Origin of the sequence: Actinomyces bouchesdurhonensis (assembly GCF_963540955.1) — a bacterium.
Classification (GTDB): Bacteria; Actinomycetota; Actinomycetes; order Actinomycetales; family Actinomycetaceae; genus Pauljensenia; species Pauljensenia bouchesdurhonensis.
Genome location: NZ_CAUTSL010000021.1, coordinates 1 through 17,150, shown reverse-complemented (window position 1 = coordinate 17,150; position 17,150 = coordinate 1). Strand labels below are relative to the sequence as shown.

Sequence of the window (17,150 nt, the reverse complement as noted above, 5' to 3'; positions counted from 1 at the left end):
GGCCCCGACAAACGCGCGCGTCGATCACCAGGAAACGGCGGCGGGGTCCCACTGCCAGTCCGGGAACTCCGCGACGAGCGGCTCAGTCCAGAAGCGGCCCTCGACGCCCGTGGCCTTATCGGTGTGCAGCAGCCAGCCGCTGGGGGGCTTGATCGTGAAGGTCACGTCGTAGGTGCCGGCATCCAGCTTCGGCAGGTTCAGGCCGTAGTGCGGGCCGTCGGAGGCGTTCATCGGCATGAGCGTGCCCTGCTGAACGACGTTACCGGACTTATCCGCGATCGTGTAATCCACGGTCAGACCGGGCACGAAGTCGCCCGCACCAAAGCCGAGATTATTATCCTGTGCCGCGTGAATATCCGCCTCAACGTGCATCGACGACTCCGCAGCCGGGGTGCCGACCTCGGGCTCCATGTCAACGGGCTGGAAGTAGACGCCACCCACGACGAGGGGGCCGACGTGCACATCGTCGCCCAGGGGCTGCTCCTCGAAGCCAGCATCCTCACCGGGCGCGGCGGCACCCGAGTCAGCCGAGGCCGAGGCCGGCCCCGCGGGCTTCTCGCTCGAGGACGAGGAAGAGTTGTTGGAGCAGGCAGCCAGAGTGCCTGCGAGAGCCAGCGTGGCCAGGGCCGCGCCGACACGGAAGAGGGAGCGCTTCATGCGTTGATCTCCTTAGCGTGTTGAATGGGTGAAAGGTCGGTGTCGCTCAATGAGCATCATTCCTCAGCCCGCGTTTGGGCGGCAGCCTCGCGGGCAAGGCGAGCTTTTCCGAAGAAGTAGAGACCGACGATCAGGATGAGAACGACAGCCTGCGCGGCCACGTTCTCCACTCGGGGATAGATCCCCAAGAGGTCAATGGTCGGGAACCCAGAAATCGGTGTCAGGGACACAACATCAGCTTCCTGGAGTTCCCCGATGCCCGAGCCTGTGAAGGTGACGGCCATGAAGGCCATCAGGATCGAGGTCACCGTGAAGAAGGGGCGCAGCGGGATACGCACCGCCGCGAATTGTATGAGCAAGTAAATGACGACCAGTGCGGCCAGGCCGACGGCCAGGCCAATCCACACATAGTGGACCTTGTCGCCAGCAGCAGCGACGATCGGCACGTAGAACAGGATCGTCTCGGCGCCCTCGCGCAGGACAGCGAGGAACGAAATGAAGGCCAAGCCAACGAGGGATCCGCTGGTCAAAGAGGCATCCGTCTGATCTTTAATGTACTTGTCCCACGCTTTGTTGGAGGACTTATTGATCATCCAGTTCGAGACCCAGATCAGCATAACGACCGCGAAGAGAGCGGCGAAGCCTTCCAACAGTTCCTGGTTCGCTCCAGCCAGGGAGGTCACGTAGCTGAAGAGGAACGCCAGGCCAACCGATATGGCGAGCGCCAGGGCCACGCCGCCCCACACGATGGGGGCCTTCTTTTTGTGACCTGCTTTGGACAGGTAGGCCAGGACGGCGGCAACGACCAGGATCGCTTCCATGCCCTCACGCAGGATCACGAGGAGAGAGGGCAGGAACTGTGCGATCCACGGGGACGAACCGCTGGCCGCTGACTTACCGGTGTAGCCGTCGAGGGTGTTGGCGTCCTCACGGATGTAGTTCGTGAGTGTCGCGTAATGCGCATCGACAGCCGCCGAGTCGTTGTCTGTCATGGCCTTTTTCAGGAGGGAGAACTCCATTTCGACCTGCGAGACACGCGAACCGGAAATGCGGCTCATGACCTGCTTCTCCATGCCGGTGATCTCGTAGTGCTTGTAGTAGGCGTCGTTGATCTTGTCCTTGCCGGCCTTCGCGTCACCCCCCTTGTAGGAGTTGACGCCGTCCGCGATGATCCCGTTAATCGTTCGAGCGACCTCACCCCACGCTCCGGGACTGTAGTCGTCAGACGAGGCCTGGGCGGCCTCGGACGGCGACACGCCGTCGAGGGTAGCGGCGTCTTCCACGATGTACTGCTTCAAGGTTGTGGCATGACTGGTGACGCCCGCACTGTCCCCGTCCGCCATCGCTTTCTTCAGGAGCGAGAACTCCATTTCCACCGTCGATACACGCGATCCGGAGATGCGGGCCATGACCTGCTTCTCCATGCCGGTGATCTCGTAGTGCTTGTAGTAGGCGTCGTTGATCTTGTCCTTACCAGTCTTCGCGTCGCCGCCGTTGTACGCATTCACCCCCTCGTCGATGATTCCGTTGATCGTCGTCGCCACGTCACCCCACGTTTGTTCGGCTGCCCGCGAGGGTGTGGCGACAACCGCCACGACAATAGTTGCCATGAGCAGGGCGATGATAAGACGAATAGACCGCTGGACGACATGTTCAGCGTGGGCGCGTAGCACTGCCACCGCTTGCCTCCTGACGAGTCGGCGCTCAGGCGCCGAGTTGATGAAATTCCCACCGAACAGCGTAGCCACATCTCGTACAGGTGGAAAGTAGTCTGCTTAGGTTGTCCTAAATTGTGATCATGCTGTGACAGTGTTTAGCGCGGAGACTTACCCCCATCGAGGGACTAAGGGCCCAGGATTGCCGCTTGCTGACACGATGCCATAAAAGGGTGACAGATCAGGCAAAATGCATCTTCCATCGAGCCACGACGAGGCGCACGCAGCGCCCGACGGTCCGGAGGGCCTGGCTGCGGCGCCGACACGCGTCACCAAGAAGGCCCCCGGCCAAATTTCGCACGTAATTTAACTCGGTCATTTTTCGTGATAGGCCAAAAACGTTGCAATTCCAACGATACAAATTCAACGTTTGAACAAGCCACAGGGGAATTACGTGCGACATTGTTGGGGAACCACTCCGGTATTTCAAACGGAAGAACCCACCGATTGGAGCGCGCCCGACGGTCCGGAGGGCCTGGCTGCGGCGCCGACACGCGTCATCAAGAAGGCCCCCAGCCAAATTTCGCACGTAATTTAACCCGGTCATTTTTCAAGATAGGCCAAAAACGTTGCAATTCCAACGATACAAATTCAACGTTTGAACAAGCCACAGGGGAATTACGTGCGACATTGTTGGGGAACCACTCCGATCAGCGGGGAGGTCGGACTCACCGCCAGGCTGCACCCGTTACGTCGCGCTGCACCCGTTACGTCGCGCTACACCCGATCAGAACGGGTGCATTGCCTACGGATCGGGTGCATTGCCTACGGATCGGGTGCATTGCCTACGGATCGGGTGCACCGCACAACGCTGGAACACACCACAGAAGACTCTGCCGCCCCCGCACGTATCACCCACGGACAGGAACTCACGAAGCCACAAGAGCCCCGAGCCCCACCCGCTACAACGGGACACGGGCTCACTGGCAACACCTCACAACCCACGGGCCGAGCCCACAAACCCCACCCCAAACACAACGAGGCCGCGACCGGTTTCCCGGCCACGGCCTCGGCGCGCTCAATCAGCGCCACTCAGCGCCGCTCAGCCAAGCGGCACCGCAGAGCAAGCGCCACCGATCAGGCGGTCATGTCCACGTGATCCTCGACTGCGGCGCGGCCAGCCTCGAGGCGGGCGACGGGGACACGGAACGGGGAGCAGGACACGTAGTCCAGGCCCACGCCGTGGAAGAAGTGGATCGACTGCGGGTCGCCACCGTGCTCGCCGCACACGCCGAGCTTAATGTTCGGCTTGGTGGAGCGGGCGCGGCGCACGCCCTCGGAGACCAGGGTGCCCACGCCGTGGACGTCGATGGACTCGAAGGGGGAGACGCCGAAGATGCCGGCCTCGATGTACTGCGGGAAGAACACGCCTTCGACGTCGTCGCGCGAGAAGCCCCACACGGTCTGCGTCAGGTCGTTGGTGCCGAAGGAGAAGAAGTCGGCTTCCTCGGCGAGGTCCTCGGCCGTCATGGCGGCGCGCGGTAGCTCGATCATGGCGCCGATGGAGACGCCGGACAGGTCGACGCCGCGGGCGGCGGCGACGGAGGCGATGATGCCTTCGGCTTCTTCGCGCACGAGCTGGAGCTCACGCACGGAGCCGACGAGCGGCACCATGATCTCGGGGCGCGGGTCGAGGCCTCGGCCCACAAGTTCGGCGGCCGCCTCGCACAGGGCGCGCATCTGCAGGGCGAACAGGCCGGGCAGGTAGATGCCCAGGCGCACGCCGCGCAGGCCCAGCATGGGGTTCTGCTCGTGCATGCGGCGAACCTCGACGAGCATGGCCTCGTCGGCGGGGTCGAGGGTGCCGGTAGCCTTGCCGACGGCGACCTTGGTCTCCAGCTCGATGAGGGCGGGCATGAACTCGTGGAGCGGCGGGTCGATGAGGCGCACGGTCATCGACTTGCCGTCCATGACCTCGAGCATCTCGAGGAAGTCCTGCTTCTGCAGCTTCTCGAGCTCGTCGAAGGCGGCCTGGCGCTCGTCGGAGCCGGGGGCGGAGAGGATGGCGCGCTCGACGAGCGGGCGGCGCTCGCCCAGGAACATGTGCTCGGTGCGGCACAGGCCGATGCCCTCGGCACCGAACTCGATGGCGCGCTTGGAGTCGAGGGGGGTGTCGGCGTTGGCGCGCACGCGCAGGCGGCGGACCTTGTCGGCGTGGGACAGGAGCTTGTCGACGGCCTCGACGAGCTCGCGGGTGCCCTGGTCCTCGCCGGCGGCGGCGAGGCCGGCCTCGAGGCCCTCGGCGAGGTAGGTGGTGACGGGCGAGTCGGTCACGGGGACCTCGCCGCGGAAGATCTCGCCGGTCTGGCCGTCGATGGCGATGGTGTCGTCGGCGGTCAGGACCAGGTCGTCGATGGTGACGGTACCGGCGGCTTCGTCGATGACGAGGGATTCGGCGCCACACACGCAGGTCTTGCCCATGCCGCGGGCGACGACGGCGGCGTGCGAGGTCTTGCCGCCGCGCGCGGTGAGCACGCCTTCGGCGGCGACCATGCCGGGCAGGTCGTCAGGGTTGGTTTCGCGGCGCACGAGGACGGTCTTGATGCCCTCGCTGGCGGCTTCGATCGCCTGCGCGTTGTTGAAGGCGATCTTGCCGACGGCGGCGCCCGGGGAGGCGGCCATGCCGCGAGCGATGAGCTCCTTGTCGGCCTTGGCGTCGAACTGCGGGAACATCAGCTGGGTGAGCTGGTCGCCGGTGACTCGGCCCAGGGCCTCGTCGCGGATGATGAGCTTTTCGCCGAGGAGCTGGGTGGCGATGCGGAACGCAGCGGCGGCGGTGCGCTTGCCGACACGGGTCTGGAGCATCCACAGCTTGCCGCGCTCGATCGTGAATTCGATGTCGCACATGTCGCGGTAGTGGGTTTCGAGCTTGCGCATGATGGCGCGCAGCTCGTCGTAGACGGGCTTGTTGATGCGCTCAAGGTCGGACAGGGCAAGCGTGTTGCGGATACCGGCGACGACGTCCTCGCCCTGCGCGTTCTCCAGGTAGTCGCCGTAGACGCCGGAGTGGCCGGAGGAGGGGTCGCGGGTGAAGCACACGCCGGTGCCGGAGTTTTCACCCATGTTGCCGAACACCATGGTGCAGATGTTGACGGCGGTGCCCAGGTTGTGGGGGATGCGTTCGCGGCGGCGGTAGATGCGGGCGCGCTCAGTGTTCCAGGAGCGGAAGACGGCTTCGATGCCCATGTCCATCTGGGTGCGGGGGTCCTGCGGGAAGTCCGCGCCGGTCTGTTCCTTGACGATGCCCTTGAAGGTGTCGACGAGGCCCTTCAGGTCCTCAGCGGTCAGCTCGGTGTCGCCCTTCACGCCGCGTTCGGCCTTGAGGTCGTCGAGGGCGTCGGAGAAGAGGTCGCCGTCGATGTCGAGGACGGTCTTGCCGAACATCTGGATGAGGCGGCGGTAGGAGTCCCACGCGAAGCGCTCGTTACCGCTAACGGCTGCGAGGCCGAGAACGGATTCGTCGTTGAGGCCGATGTTGAGGACGGTTTCCATCATGCCGGGCATGGAGAACTTTGCTCCGCTTCGCACGGAGACGAGGAGCGGGTCGGTGGGGTCGCCCAGGTGGCGGCCCATTTTGTCTTCGACGCCTCGCAGGGCGCGGGTGACCTCGGTGGCAAGCGTCTCGGGGACGGACGACTCCTTGAGGTATGCGCGGCACGCCTCGGTGGTGATCGTGAAGCCAGGGGGAACAGGCAGGCCGAGCTTCGTCATCTCGGCGAGGTTCGCTCCCTTGCCTCCGAGCAGGTCCTTCATAGACTTGTCACCCTCGGAGAAGTCGTACACATACTTGACCATCGTGGTCCTCAACTTCCTTGTTTGCGATGATTGGCCCGGCTGCGGGCCACTACCACAGGCAAGGATACACGCTTCAAGGGACTAAGGTCACTTCGAGACACACCTTCTTGTTATTGTCCTGACATTTACGAGGCCGTGGTTGCTTGTCGGGTATTGTCTCCTCGCGTGGAAACGGGCTTCAAGGAGGTTGGGCAGGCAATCGGCGTCGCTGTCACACCGGAGCTGACGTGCACGGCGTTTTCTCGACCGGGGACGGGCAGACGGACGTGGGGCGGACCCGAAGGCCCGCCCCACGTCCGGCGTGAGAATCGTTCAGCGCACGCGGAACTCGATGGTGGTCCCCTCGCCGACGTCGATGAGGTCGCCGTCGTTCAGGGCGATCGTCACCATGGGGGTGACGTCCTGGAAGGAGCCGTCCGCGTGGCGCAGGACCGTGCCGTTGGCGCTACCCAGGTCCATGAGGGCCCACGAGCCAGGCGTCGTCATCATGACGGCGCAGTGGGAACGCGAGATTTCGGTGGCCGGGCTGGGGACGCGCAGCACGGTCGCCACGGGGCGACCGGTCAGGGCGCGCGCGTCGGGGTCGCGGCCGATGACGACGTCACGCGAGACTTCGACGGGCACGGTGCCGCCGTGGATCAGGAAGGCGACGGGCGCAGCGGGGCCGGAGTTGACGGGGGCGAGACGCAGAATCGTGGCCTCGGTGTCCGTCTCGGCGCCCAGGCCGACCAGGCCCTCGGCACTCATCGCCTCGGGAGCGGCGGGCGGCTCGGGAGCCATCTCCTGGGCCGACGCGGGGGCCGGGGCAGCCGGTGCATCAGATTCGGACGAGGCCGGGGCACCGGACTCCCCGTAGCCTCCCGCACGCTCGGCGGACTCGGCAGTGTCGACCGGCGGTTCCTCGGAGTTAGAAACGACGTAAAGCTCACCTGAGGTCTGTTCGGCGTCCTTCTCGGGCGCCTCCTCCTGCTGCTCATCTGCGTCGTCAGCCGTGTCAACGGAGGAATCCGAAGCCTCGTGGGCGGGCTTAACGGCGGGCGCACAGGCGCGCGGAGAGGGAGGCAACGAGACGGGGCCATTGCTGGTGGCCGCCAGGAACTGGGCCTCAACGGCAGCGAGATCCACTGACGTGGAACGCGGAGCAGGCTCGGGCAGCTCCTCGCGGGCCTCGCGGCGGGCGCGGCGCTCGTGGTCGGGGATGTCAGGGTTGATGAGGAAGCCCATCGTGTCGACGGGCATGGAAGCCAGGGCTTCGACTTCGTCCAGGGCGCGACCGATACGGATTTCGGCGGCCTCGACGCGGTCGGCGGCGGGAACCATCCACGTGACCTCGTCGCCCTCGATGATGGTCGCCTCGAAGGTTTGCCACTCGCCGGGGTTAAAAGGCCACGCCCAAATGGGGTCGGTCCACACCTGCTCGGTGATCTGCCCTGCGGCGCGCATGCGCAGCTGAATATTGCCGAGCACCGTCAGGTAGGGCTGTTCGCCCGCGCAGTCGAGCAGCAGGACGTCGCCCCGCTCTGCCTGCACGTGAGAGAGCCAGGCCTGCGTGTCAGCGCGTCCCCACACGACATCGGCGGCGGAGTCCGCGAAATCCAGCGGAACCAACGCCGCACCGAGCGGACCAGTGACAAGCATCGCGCCTTGGCCGCGACACAGGAAGCGTCCAATCTGAAGCATCAGTTACTGCCTTCTCTCCGAGGAACCCGGCGCGCTGTCTTGATCGACGCCGGACGTACTGGTTGAATCATCCGATTCATGACATTCGATGTCAATGTTACTCGTGATTCGGTTCCTGCGTAAACTACAACAGCGGAGCTATTGTCACGAGTCCCCGCCTCGAGGGATGCACGCACGAGCGCATCGGCGCTTCCCTGCGGCCCATCCCCAGCGGCAACAATGGCGTGAATCTGGGAATCCTGCAGGACTCCATGCACGCCGTCTGTACAGATGACCGCCCGATCGCCTTCTTCGAGCGGCATGATGGTGTAGTCGGCCTTCACACTGCCGGGCTGTCCGGCACCCAGGGCCTTGGTCACAACGTTGGCCGGGGGGATGACGCGGGGCGCCCCGGACGTGGCCGCGAGATCACGAGCCTCCTGTATGGCAGAGTGGTCGTGGGTGAGTTGACGAATGCCACCGGCTCCCACGACGTATGCGCGCGAATCACCAACGTTGAAGGAGAGCCAGAAGGGTCCTTCCGCGGTGCGCAGGACCATGACACCCGACAGGGTCGTGCCGGGGGCGCTCATCGGATTGTCGGCGGGCGCGAGAGAGGCTACCGAGGAGGCTGCCGCGTCAATGGCAACCGAGAGATCAACCAGATCCACGGGTCGATTCCCGAGGCGTTCGGGACTGAGGAACTGCTGCAGCGTGATGACGGCCCTTGACGAGGCCTGGGCCCCACCGAGGTGACCTCCCATCCCATCGGCGACCGCGAACACGGGCGGGACTGCCAGCCAGGAGTCCTCGTTTTCTGCGCGGACCGGACCGATGTCGGTCGACGCGCCCCACAAAAGCGCGGGGCGCACCGCATGTTCACCCAGAGCCATCTACCTGTTTCTTTCTCGCTGCGTTGAGCGCATGGGATAACGCCTCACTCGGTTATTCTACACGCGCACCGCGCATGGTTACGCGCTATCGGACAGGGTCTGAGTAGGCCAACTGGGCGCGGAAGACGCCCTCCTCGCGCGAGACGACAATCGCTCGACCCGGCACAGCTCGGACCGGCTTGATGCGTCCAATTACCTGACCTTCGTCAGGGTTACCAGACAACATAATGCCCGTTGTTCCCAGATCAATGAGCGTCTGGAGGACCCGCTCGTACAGGGCACGGGACACGCCGCCCATGCGCCTCGTGAGAACCAGATGGAGACCAACATCACCCGCCTGGGATAGCAGCGGCTGGAGCGGCATCAGCGGGTTGCCTTCAGAAGTCACCACCAGGTCGTAGTCGTCGACAAGGACCCACACCTCGGGGCCAGACCACCACGACCGTGTTGCGAGCTGCTCCGCGGTCACGTCATCGCCTGGCAAACGCATCTTGAAGAAATCAGCGAGCTCGCGCATCGAAGCGGCGACATCTTCAACGCGCGTGAAGTAGTCGAGCGAATACTCGGGGGGCACGACGCCGAGGGAGGCCCTACGCAGGTCGATAGAGATGATCCGCGCCTGATTCGGGGTGTTGCGTGCCATGATTTCGCGCGCAAGGGAACGCAGGAACGTAGTCTTTCCGGACTTGGAGTCCCCGAAAAGATAAAGGTGTTGTTCGGAATTCGGGTCGAAGCGGTAGGGACCGAGACGCGACTCTTCGATACCGAGCATAAGCGCGGGAGCGGGACCCTGCACGGGCGCGTCCGCGCCAGGCAGCTGCGCGATCTGAGCCGCGGTGATCTTGGTGGGCAACAGGCGCAGCTTCGGGCCGGGACCCGCGGGCAACGCCACCCGAATCATCTGAAGCGTAGCCGCCACGCCCTCGGTCACTGTCGTCGGATCCGGATCGCCGTCGGCGCGCGGCAGACCAACGAGCACGTGATGCTTCGACATGGAGACGCCGCGACCGGGACGAGCCCCGGGGATCTGCTTCTGGACGTTACGGTCAAGTGCCGAGTCACGGAAGTCACCGATCTTGAGCTCAAGCTTGGAGCCAAGCATGTCGGCCACCTGCATACGGAAGTCACTCCATCGCGAGGTGGCCACCACGAGGTGAACACCGAAGGTCAAGGCTCGGCTGAGCATCGTCCCGATCGTCATGTCGAGATCGTCGAAGTCGGCCTTCAACGACGCCCAGTTGTCGACCACGAGGAACACGTCGCCGTAGCCGTCGTCGTAGCGCCCTTCAGCGCGTCCGCGGCGATAGGTTTCGATGGAGTCGATCCTATGTTCGCGGAAGTAACGCTCGCGATCCTCGATGATGCCTCGAATCTCAGCGATCATTCGAGTCAGGATTTCGTCGGTGTCACGTGTGGCGACAGCGGCGACGTGTGGGGCATCCGTGAAGGATGCGAACGTGCCGCCGCCCAGATCAATGATGTAGAACTGGACTTCCTGCGGCGTGTAGATGAGCGACAAAGACATGACGAGGGAACGCAGCGTCATCGACTTACCGGTGAGCGGGCCACCGACGACCGCGAAGTTACCGGCAGCGCCCGACAGGTCAAAGGTCAGCACATCGCGGCGCTGCTCGAGCGGGAGGTCGCGGGTACCCATCGGGAAGACGAGCGAGCCGCGCTCACGCCACTGCTTCGACACATAGCCGAGGCCCTCAACCGGCGCCAGATCAGGCATGAGCTGATCGAAGGTGTCGGGAACATCGAGCGGGGGCAGCCACACTTGGTGGGCGGGTATCCCCTTGCCAGCCATCTTGGCGACCGCGATGTCTAGCTCGCTCATGTCCGCCCACTGTGCGTCCTCGGGCAGGACCATAGCCTGGCCGGTCGATGCCTGGGGGGCGCCCGGCTCTTCGCGGGTCAGAACGGGGGCGAGGCTGAAGGGCAGGACTTTGATCTGGCGATCCGGCGTGCCCGCCGTGGACATCTGGGTGGAGGCAACGGTTCGCGGCGGCGGTGGAGCTGCGACGTACGAAGCTCGGAACCGGATGAGTTCGTCGGTTCCGGGCATGAGGTAGCCGGAGCCGGGCAAGGAAGGAAGTTCGTAGGCGTCGGGCACGCCCAGAACTTCACGGGACTCGCTGGCCGAGAAAGTCTTCAGGCCCACGCGATACGACAGGTGCGACTCGAGACCTCTCATCCGCGAGGTTTCAAGCCGCTGAGAAGCGAGCAACAGGTGAATCGACAGCGAACGGCCCAGACGACCGATTGCGACGAAGAGGTCCGCGAACTCGGGCTTGGCGGTGAGAAGTTCCGAGAACTCGTCGAGGATGATGAAGAGGGCAGGCATTGGGGGGAAGCTGTGCTTGCCAGCGACACGGTCAGCCTCATAGTCCGTGACGTTCGCGTAGTTGCCTGCGTCGCGTAGGACTTCCTGGCGGCGCACCATTTCACCCTTAAGGGCGTCCTGCATGCGGTCCACGAGGGACAGTTCGGACTCGAGGTTGGAGATCATGGCAGACACATGCGGCAGGTTCGACATGCCGGCGAAGGTCGCGCCGCCCTTGAAGTCGACGAGGACGAAGTTGAGCTGCTCGGGCGAGTGCGTGAGGGCGAGGGCGAGCACAAGGGTGCGCAACACCTCCGACTTACCGGAACCGGTCGCACCGATGAGCAGGCCGTGCGGACCCATACCCTGCTGCGCGGCTTCCTTAATGTCAAGGAGGACGGGGATGCCCTCGGGAGTAACACCGAAGGGGACGCGCAGGCGGTTCCTACCAACGCGTCGCACCCAGGACTGCTCGGGGTCAAAGTCTCGAATGTCACCCAGGTGCAACAGTTCCAGCAGATCAACGGTTCGCTTGACGTCGGAACGCCCAACCGGCGTTTCGCTCTCCTTGGCTCCCTCGTCGGATGCGAAGGGAGTCAGACGGCGCGCGATGGCCTCAGCTTGGGCTTGACCGACGCGTTCCCACTCGCCGACGATGGCCTGGTGACTGAAAAGGTTAACTTCGAGCACGCCCCGCGTCTCACCCTTAGCGGCAGGGTGCACGAGAAGTCGCACAGTGGAGGGACTGGTCAAGGGACCCCATTTTTCGTGGAGATTAATTGTCGTCACCCCAACGGCACCCTCTGGGGAACCCAACTGGGTCGAGGCCGGCAACTCGGCTCCGTCACACACGAGGAGGACATGCGGCCAGGGGGTAAGGTCGTCGCGCGGCACAAAAGCTGGACGATCAACGACATCGGGACCGAGCAGATCCAGCAGATCAACAGCCTCGGTCACGACCATGCGGGCGGGTCCAACCGCATCTGACTCAACGGTCGAACCGGCGTGGGGGAGCCACTTCACCCATTCCCACTCGGGAAGGCGATCCGGCGAGCACAGCACGGCGATGCGCAGGTACGTGGGACTCACGAAGGTCGCCAGGTGCGTCATGATGAGCCGCGCGATACCGATCGTGTCGTCGTGGCGACCCGCCAGTTCGATATGCGAATAGTCCTCCAAGGGAACACCGAAGGCGACGCTGTCCAGGTTGCGGTGCGTCTCGATGAAGCGCGTCATCGCCGACAAACACACGATGTCAGGATTGGCCATTGGGGGCAAATCCGGGGGCAGCAGTTCCATCGCAAGGCCCTGTTCAGACACGCCCACGCGCGCGTTAAGCATCTCGACACCCGGCTCACGCTCCCACACGCGTTCGCCCTGTTCCGCGACCGCCACCAAGGCCTCGGGCGCGGGAAGCGCCCAGTTCACGAATGCCCGCTGGCGATCCGCGACGTTACGCACCGTCTGCCTGGTCTCCGCCAGGTACGCCAAGTATTCACCGCGCAGCGTCTTGACTTTCTGGCGGTGCTGGGAGACCTGGCGGTACACGTTGAAACCGACCATGGCGACCATCGCGAAGACCATGCCGCCAGCCATCATTAGCATCATGGGGTTACGGCCCTGGCCGCCCCCTGCGGATGCCTGAGAGATCGCCATGAAGATCATGACACCCATGGAACCCATCATGGGGATAACCATGGCGAGTACGTTACCAATGCCTGCGGCCTCCGCCTGATTCGGCGGCGGCTGGATGGGGATTTTCCCCTCCGGCATCTCCGGTACGCCCTCTAAGACATCCTCAGAGTCAGCCATCGTTCCTCCCTCGTAGCTGCACGCGGCTCTCAGTCGTCCCCGCTATCCTAACGTGCGTCAGAGATGAACTTTTGCCAAGCACACGTCTGATGACACAATACTGTGTGTGGGCCAGGCCTAAGAGTCAACGAGAGGAGGGGCGCGTGGGAAACGCTCAGGCATCGATCACGATTGTGGGCGGCTCCCGGCGGGACGATTACGTCATCCCCGTCGGCATGACGATTGCGGGGCTGCTCGCTCTGATCGAGGTCGACCTGGCGAAGCTGTCTGCGCGACTCACGTTGGGCGGCGGACGCCCCGTCGAACTCGGCGCCGTCATCGGTCGCGACATTCCGTCCGGTTCCGTCGTGACCATCGTCGGCTCGCAGGAATCGGCTCAGGCCCTGGCGCACGACCGGCAGGCCACCAGCAACCGCCGTTTCCGCCCCGCCATGGCGACCCTCTCCTTTATATTCGTGTCCTCTCTTCTGACACTCCTCGGTGTCGTTGCCCCCACGCTCGCCCTGTACACGACGGGCAACGAACTGCTTCCCCCATGGATCACGGGCACATGGATCCGCGTGGCGCTCGGCTCTGTCTGCGCGCTCATCTGGATGTTGCCTCTTGCTGATCGGGCTCATTGCACCCGCGGGTTCGCTCTTTTTGGATGCTGCGCGGCGTCCGGAATCAGCATCGGAGTGGCGATCTCGCCGCTGCCCGGATCCGCTTCGCTGCTGCCCGTCATCGTTTCCTGGTCGTGTCTGCTCCTCTCGGGACTCGTCCTGTTCGCCCGATCGACGGCGAGTGCCCGCGTCACCGTTCAGGGTTTCGCGATGATCGCCGCGGCCCTGACACTGGCCTCCCTGAGTATGTTGAACACGATCAGGGTTGCGCCCCTTATTTTTGCCGCGTCGATCATCTTCGTTTCGTTGTCGCCCCACCTGGCACTACAGATCCCGGATCATCAGATCCTTGACCTGCCGCTGGTGATGAAGCGCTTGCCGTCGATCCGCCTCACAGTTCTGCCCCCACCGTCGCGTATCACACCCTCACGCATCAATAAGACACTGGCGGAAGCTAACTTCCGGTCGCACTCGATCCTGTCGAGCGCCACCATCATCGCCTTCGTGTCGGGCGCGGCCACCGCCTATCAGCTTCCCGTCGGTGGCCCCGTTCCCTACGCCGGCTACACTACGCTCGCGCTGTGCCTCCTTGCGGTCCTCGCATTGGTGACTAATTCGCGGGCTAAACGCGACCACTTCACCCATTACGGGCCTCGCGTCGTCGCGTTGGCCGTCTGGGTGGCGCTATTTTTCGCGCCGGAATGGAACCAGTTCGTCGTGCGCTCGACGGGAGAGTCGGCAGTCCAAACGCTGTCGCTCGCGCGGTATGTCGTGCTCCCCCTGTCTCTGTGCCTGCTGGCTTTGATTGTGCCACTGACCGCTCTCATCAGGTCCGGTCGTGAACCTTCGGCGTTGGTCGGCCGAATCATTGATATTGTCCAAGGCTTCTCGCTGACCTTGCTGTTGCCGGCCGCGACCTACGGGTCGGGTCTCTTCGATTTAGTTTGGCGGAAGGTATTATGACGCCCACTTCACCGGCCCTGGTTCCCGTTCCCGCGTCTGCGGGCAAGCGCGCCATGGCGCTCCTCGTTGACCTTCTTGGGGCCGCATTGGTCGCGTTCGTCGCTTCAACGCTGTCGCACGGCAGCGTTGCCGTCACCGTGACGACGGTGGTTGAGTTCGTGGCTGTCGAGGCCATAATGATCGCCATCACCGGGCGGTCGATCGGAGTGTACGTCACGCGCTGCGCGTTGGTGCGCGCTGATTCCTCCCAACTCTGTCCTTCTCTGGGGCGTTCCTTCGGGTACGTGTCTCTGACGGCGCTGACCTCGATCATCGTGCCGGTTCCCTTCGTGTCCGTGCTAGTGGGCGGCTACCAGGGGTCCTGGATGGCGAAGCTCTGCTCGCTGCAGTGCGTGACCTTTGCGCCGGAGGACACCATGGCCGAGGCCGCGGCTCCCTCGAGTCCGTACGGGAACGCGCGTGCGCGCACCGTCGGCGGCTACACGAACTTCGGGTCCGTGACGGGAGCGCCGTCGGCTCAGGCCGGCCTAACTCGCGAGCATACGTGGGCCGATCAGCCACGTGCCGCCGCACCCCAGGAGAGCGCAGCGCACGCGCCCGTGTCGCCGTTCTCCATGCCGGTGCCCGCGAACCCGCAGGCCCCGGGACGCCCGATCGCCATGTCCGCTCCCGCGCCCAATCGTTTCGCCGCACCCCAGGAGAGCGCACGCCGCGCCGAACCGGCTGCACCAACCTCGCCCACGCCTCGTACCCCGATGACACCTGACGCGCCGACGGCGCCCTCGACGCGTCCTGTCCCCTTGCCTGCCCCGGCCCAGTCCGCGCCGTACGACGCACGCGGGGCGGGAGACGTGACTGCGCCCGCACCCTCCAAGGCCTCACTCACCCCGGCTGCGCCCACCGCGACAGCGCCGCTGGCCGCGCTCCTGCTTGACACTGGCCAGTCGATCCCGATTAACAGGACCATTGTGCTTGGCCGCGCGCCCTCTCAACTGAGCGCAGCCGACACCCCCATCGCGATCGACGACCAGACGCGGTCTCTGTCGCGCACGCACGTGCGGATCATGCCGTCAGCGACCGGAATTACGATCGAGGACCTCAACTCGGCGAACGGCACGCGCGCACGCACCCCGGGCGGGCGCACGCACACGCTGGTTCCCGGGCGGCCCATCGAGCTACCCATCAACAGCCAGCTGCTGCTGGGCGAGCGCCTCATCTCCGTTGTTGATCTGCGCCAGAGGCGTTAATCCGTCTCTGCCTGACGCTGGCTTTAGCAGCGCAGAGCGTGGCGATGGTGTCACTTCGGCGATCGACGTTCCGTGGTCTGCGGTGGCCCGCGGCGGTTGCCTTGCGCGAGTTGGCGCGCGGAGCACTCACACGCCCCGGCCCGCCACTAAGCCTCCTGTTGTGCACTCCTTCCATCTGGTAGGCTGGATGCGTTCCAACGGCGCGTTTCGATCAGGGAGTTGTCATGGGCATTGAAAGTGTTCCTGCGGAAATGATGGCTGACTATCAGCGGTGGAATGGGTGGATCACCAAGCTGACCGTGGGCGAGGACAGCGTCGTGGCCAGGCTCAATAAGGCCGCCAACGAACTAAAGACAAACAGGAGTGGGCAGACTGTTGGCAAGTGGGGCGTGGAGGAGGGGCCGCAGGCCTTCCAGGCCCGCTACTCCACTTACCTGGACCAGGAGATCACTGCGCTGACGCAAATGGCAAATAACGTCACTAAGTTTGTCGCCGAATTACGGGATGCTGTTGACCGACTCGAGAAAGGCGATACGTCATCGGCGTCGAACCTGAAAGAGAAGGGGTCGAGCGTCTCAGCGATCTATAGCTCCGAGAGGATGCAGCAGATCTGGGATCAGGACACGACCGGCATGCCCAACATTCCGAGCGACTTGGACTATTAGGTCGGATCAGGGCATGGTTGGGTTCCCGGTGAAAGGAATGGTCATGGGTGCAAGCACTCGGTTGAGGGGCCGCATGGCCCGGTGGGTGGCGTGCGCGTCGGCTGCGCTGTGCGCCCTGGTGGGAGCGGGCGGCCCCGCGTGGGCCAATAATAGGCCGGTCCCCACTCCGACGGCGAGCGTGTCCCAAGCACCCGACACGCCGCTCCTGCCCGGACACGTCATCACGATCTGGGTGCTCATCGACATGACTATTTCGAACGTCCGCACTGACCCAGCGGAGGACGTCTTCAACATGGAACTCACCTTCAACGGCGGGTGGGGCGGCTCCCAGGTCATTACGGACGAGGAATGCCAGGGCCTGGTCAACACGTTCCTGTCGGGCGCCAGCCCGGATTTTTTCACCCACGCCCAGACAGTTGGAGACGCCTGCCAGCTTGATGCCTACTACACGGGCGACGCCGCTCACGCGTTCTACTCCGTGGACGAGGGCGGACACACCCAGGTACGCGCCCCCATGACCTACCTCAACCAGATCGCCTCCGCCTTCGAGGACGCCACCATCGAACAACTTGACGTCCGCTTCCTCCAGATCAACAACGCTCACTGCAACGCCGACGCAACCATGGAAATCCTCGATGAGCCACTGTCCGTCGGCCACTCCAGCTGGTGTCAGTGGATGGTGCGTCAAGGGGCCACCATCCCCACCACAGATGACCCCCTCCTCGAAGGCGACATCGAACAAACATTCTTCGACTTCGGCTACGGCACCGTCGGCCCGTTCACCGACCTGACGCTCCCCGTCAACCCCTTCACTCT

Annotated in this window: 10 protein-coding genes; 4 read left to right on the top strand and 6 right to left on the bottom strand. The window is 64.2% G+C overall.

Annotated features, from left to right (window positions below):
- Nucleotides 1-24: 24 nt before the first annotated feature.
- The 6 genes from RYL44_RS05175 to eccCa all read right to left on the bottom strand — a co-directional run bounded on the left by RYL44_RS05175 (nucleotide 25) and on the right by eccCa (nucleotide 12,857).
- On the bottom strand, nucleotides 25-657 hold the full coding sequence (locus tag RYL44_RS05175; protein ID WP_314975297.1) for an iron transporter: 633 nt from the start codon (nucleotides 655-657) through the stop codon (nucleotides 25-27).
- 56 nt (nucleotides 658-713) lie between these two features.
- Complete coding sequence (locus tag RYL44_RS05170; RefSeq protein WP_390883789.1) at nucleotides 714-2,336, bottom strand: FTR1 family iron permease; 1,623 nt, start codon at nucleotides 2,334-2,336, stop codon at nucleotides 714-716.
- 1,113 nt (nucleotides 2,337-3,449) lie between these two features.
- Nucleotides 3,450-6,167: a pyruvate, phosphate dikinase gene (gene ppdK, locus RYL44_RS05165; protein WP_314975309.1), complete on the bottom strand. Its 2,718-nt coding sequence runs from the start codon at nucleotides 6,165-6,167 to the stop codon at nucleotides 3,450-3,452.
- 312 nt (nucleotides 6,168-6,479) lie between these two features.
- Nucleotides 6,480-7,847 (bottom strand): FHA domain-containing protein, encoded by a 1,368-nt coding sequence (locus RYL44_RS05160; protein ID WP_314975296.1) that lies wholly within the window; start codon nucleotides 7,845-7,847, stop codon nucleotides 6,480-6,482.
- Complete coding sequence (locus RYL44_RS05155; RefSeq protein ID WP_314975295.1) at nucleotides 7,847-8,719, bottom strand: PP2C family protein-serine/threonine phosphatase; 873 nt, start codon at nucleotides 8,717-8,719, stop codon at nucleotides 7,847-7,849. The genes RYL44_RS05160 and RYL44_RS05155 overlap by 1 nt, the downstream gene beginning before the upstream one ends.
- A gap of 85 nt (nucleotides 8,720-8,804) precedes the next feature.
- Nucleotides 8,805-12,857 (bottom strand): type VII secretion protein EccCa, encoded by a 4,053-nt coding sequence (eccCa, locus tag RYL44_RS05150; RefSeq protein ID WP_314975294.1) that lies wholly within the window; start codon nucleotides 12,855-12,857, stop codon nucleotides 8,805-8,807.
- A 143-nt stretch (nucleotides 12,858-13,000) separates the two neighbouring features.
- Between eccCa and RYL44_RS05145 the strand changes: the two genes are divergently transcribed.
- The 4 genes from RYL44_RS05145 to RYL44_RS05130 all read left to right on the top strand — a co-directional run.
- Nucleotides 13,001-14,422: a hypothetical protein gene (locus RYL44_RS05145; RefSeq protein WP_314804934.1), complete on the top strand. Its 1,422-nt coding sequence runs from the start codon at nucleotides 13,001-13,003 to the stop codon at nucleotides 14,420-14,422.
- Nucleotides 14,419-15,669 carry an FHA domain-containing protein gene (locus RYL44_RS05140; RefSeq protein ID WP_314975293.1) on the top strand — a complete coding sequence of 417 codons (1,251 nt, stop codon included), beginning with the start codon at nucleotides 14,419-14,421 and terminating at the stop codon, nucleotides 15,667-15,669. Before RYL44_RS05145 ends, RYL44_RS05140 begins: the two co-directional genes overlap by 4 nt.
- Nucleotides 15,670-15,893: 224 nt before the next feature.
- The gene (locus tag RYL44_RS05135) at nucleotides 15,894-16,334 is read left to right on the top strand and encodes a hypothetical protein (protein WP_314975292.1); all 441 of its coding nucleotides are present in this window, start codon (nucleotides 15,894-15,896) and stop codon (nucleotides 16,332-16,334) included.
- A 43-nt stretch (nucleotides 16,335-16,377) separates the two neighbouring features.
- On the top strand, nucleotides 16,378-17,150 hold a 773-nt coding region (locus RYL44_RS05130), incomplete at its 3' end, for a hypothetical protein (protein WP_314975291.1).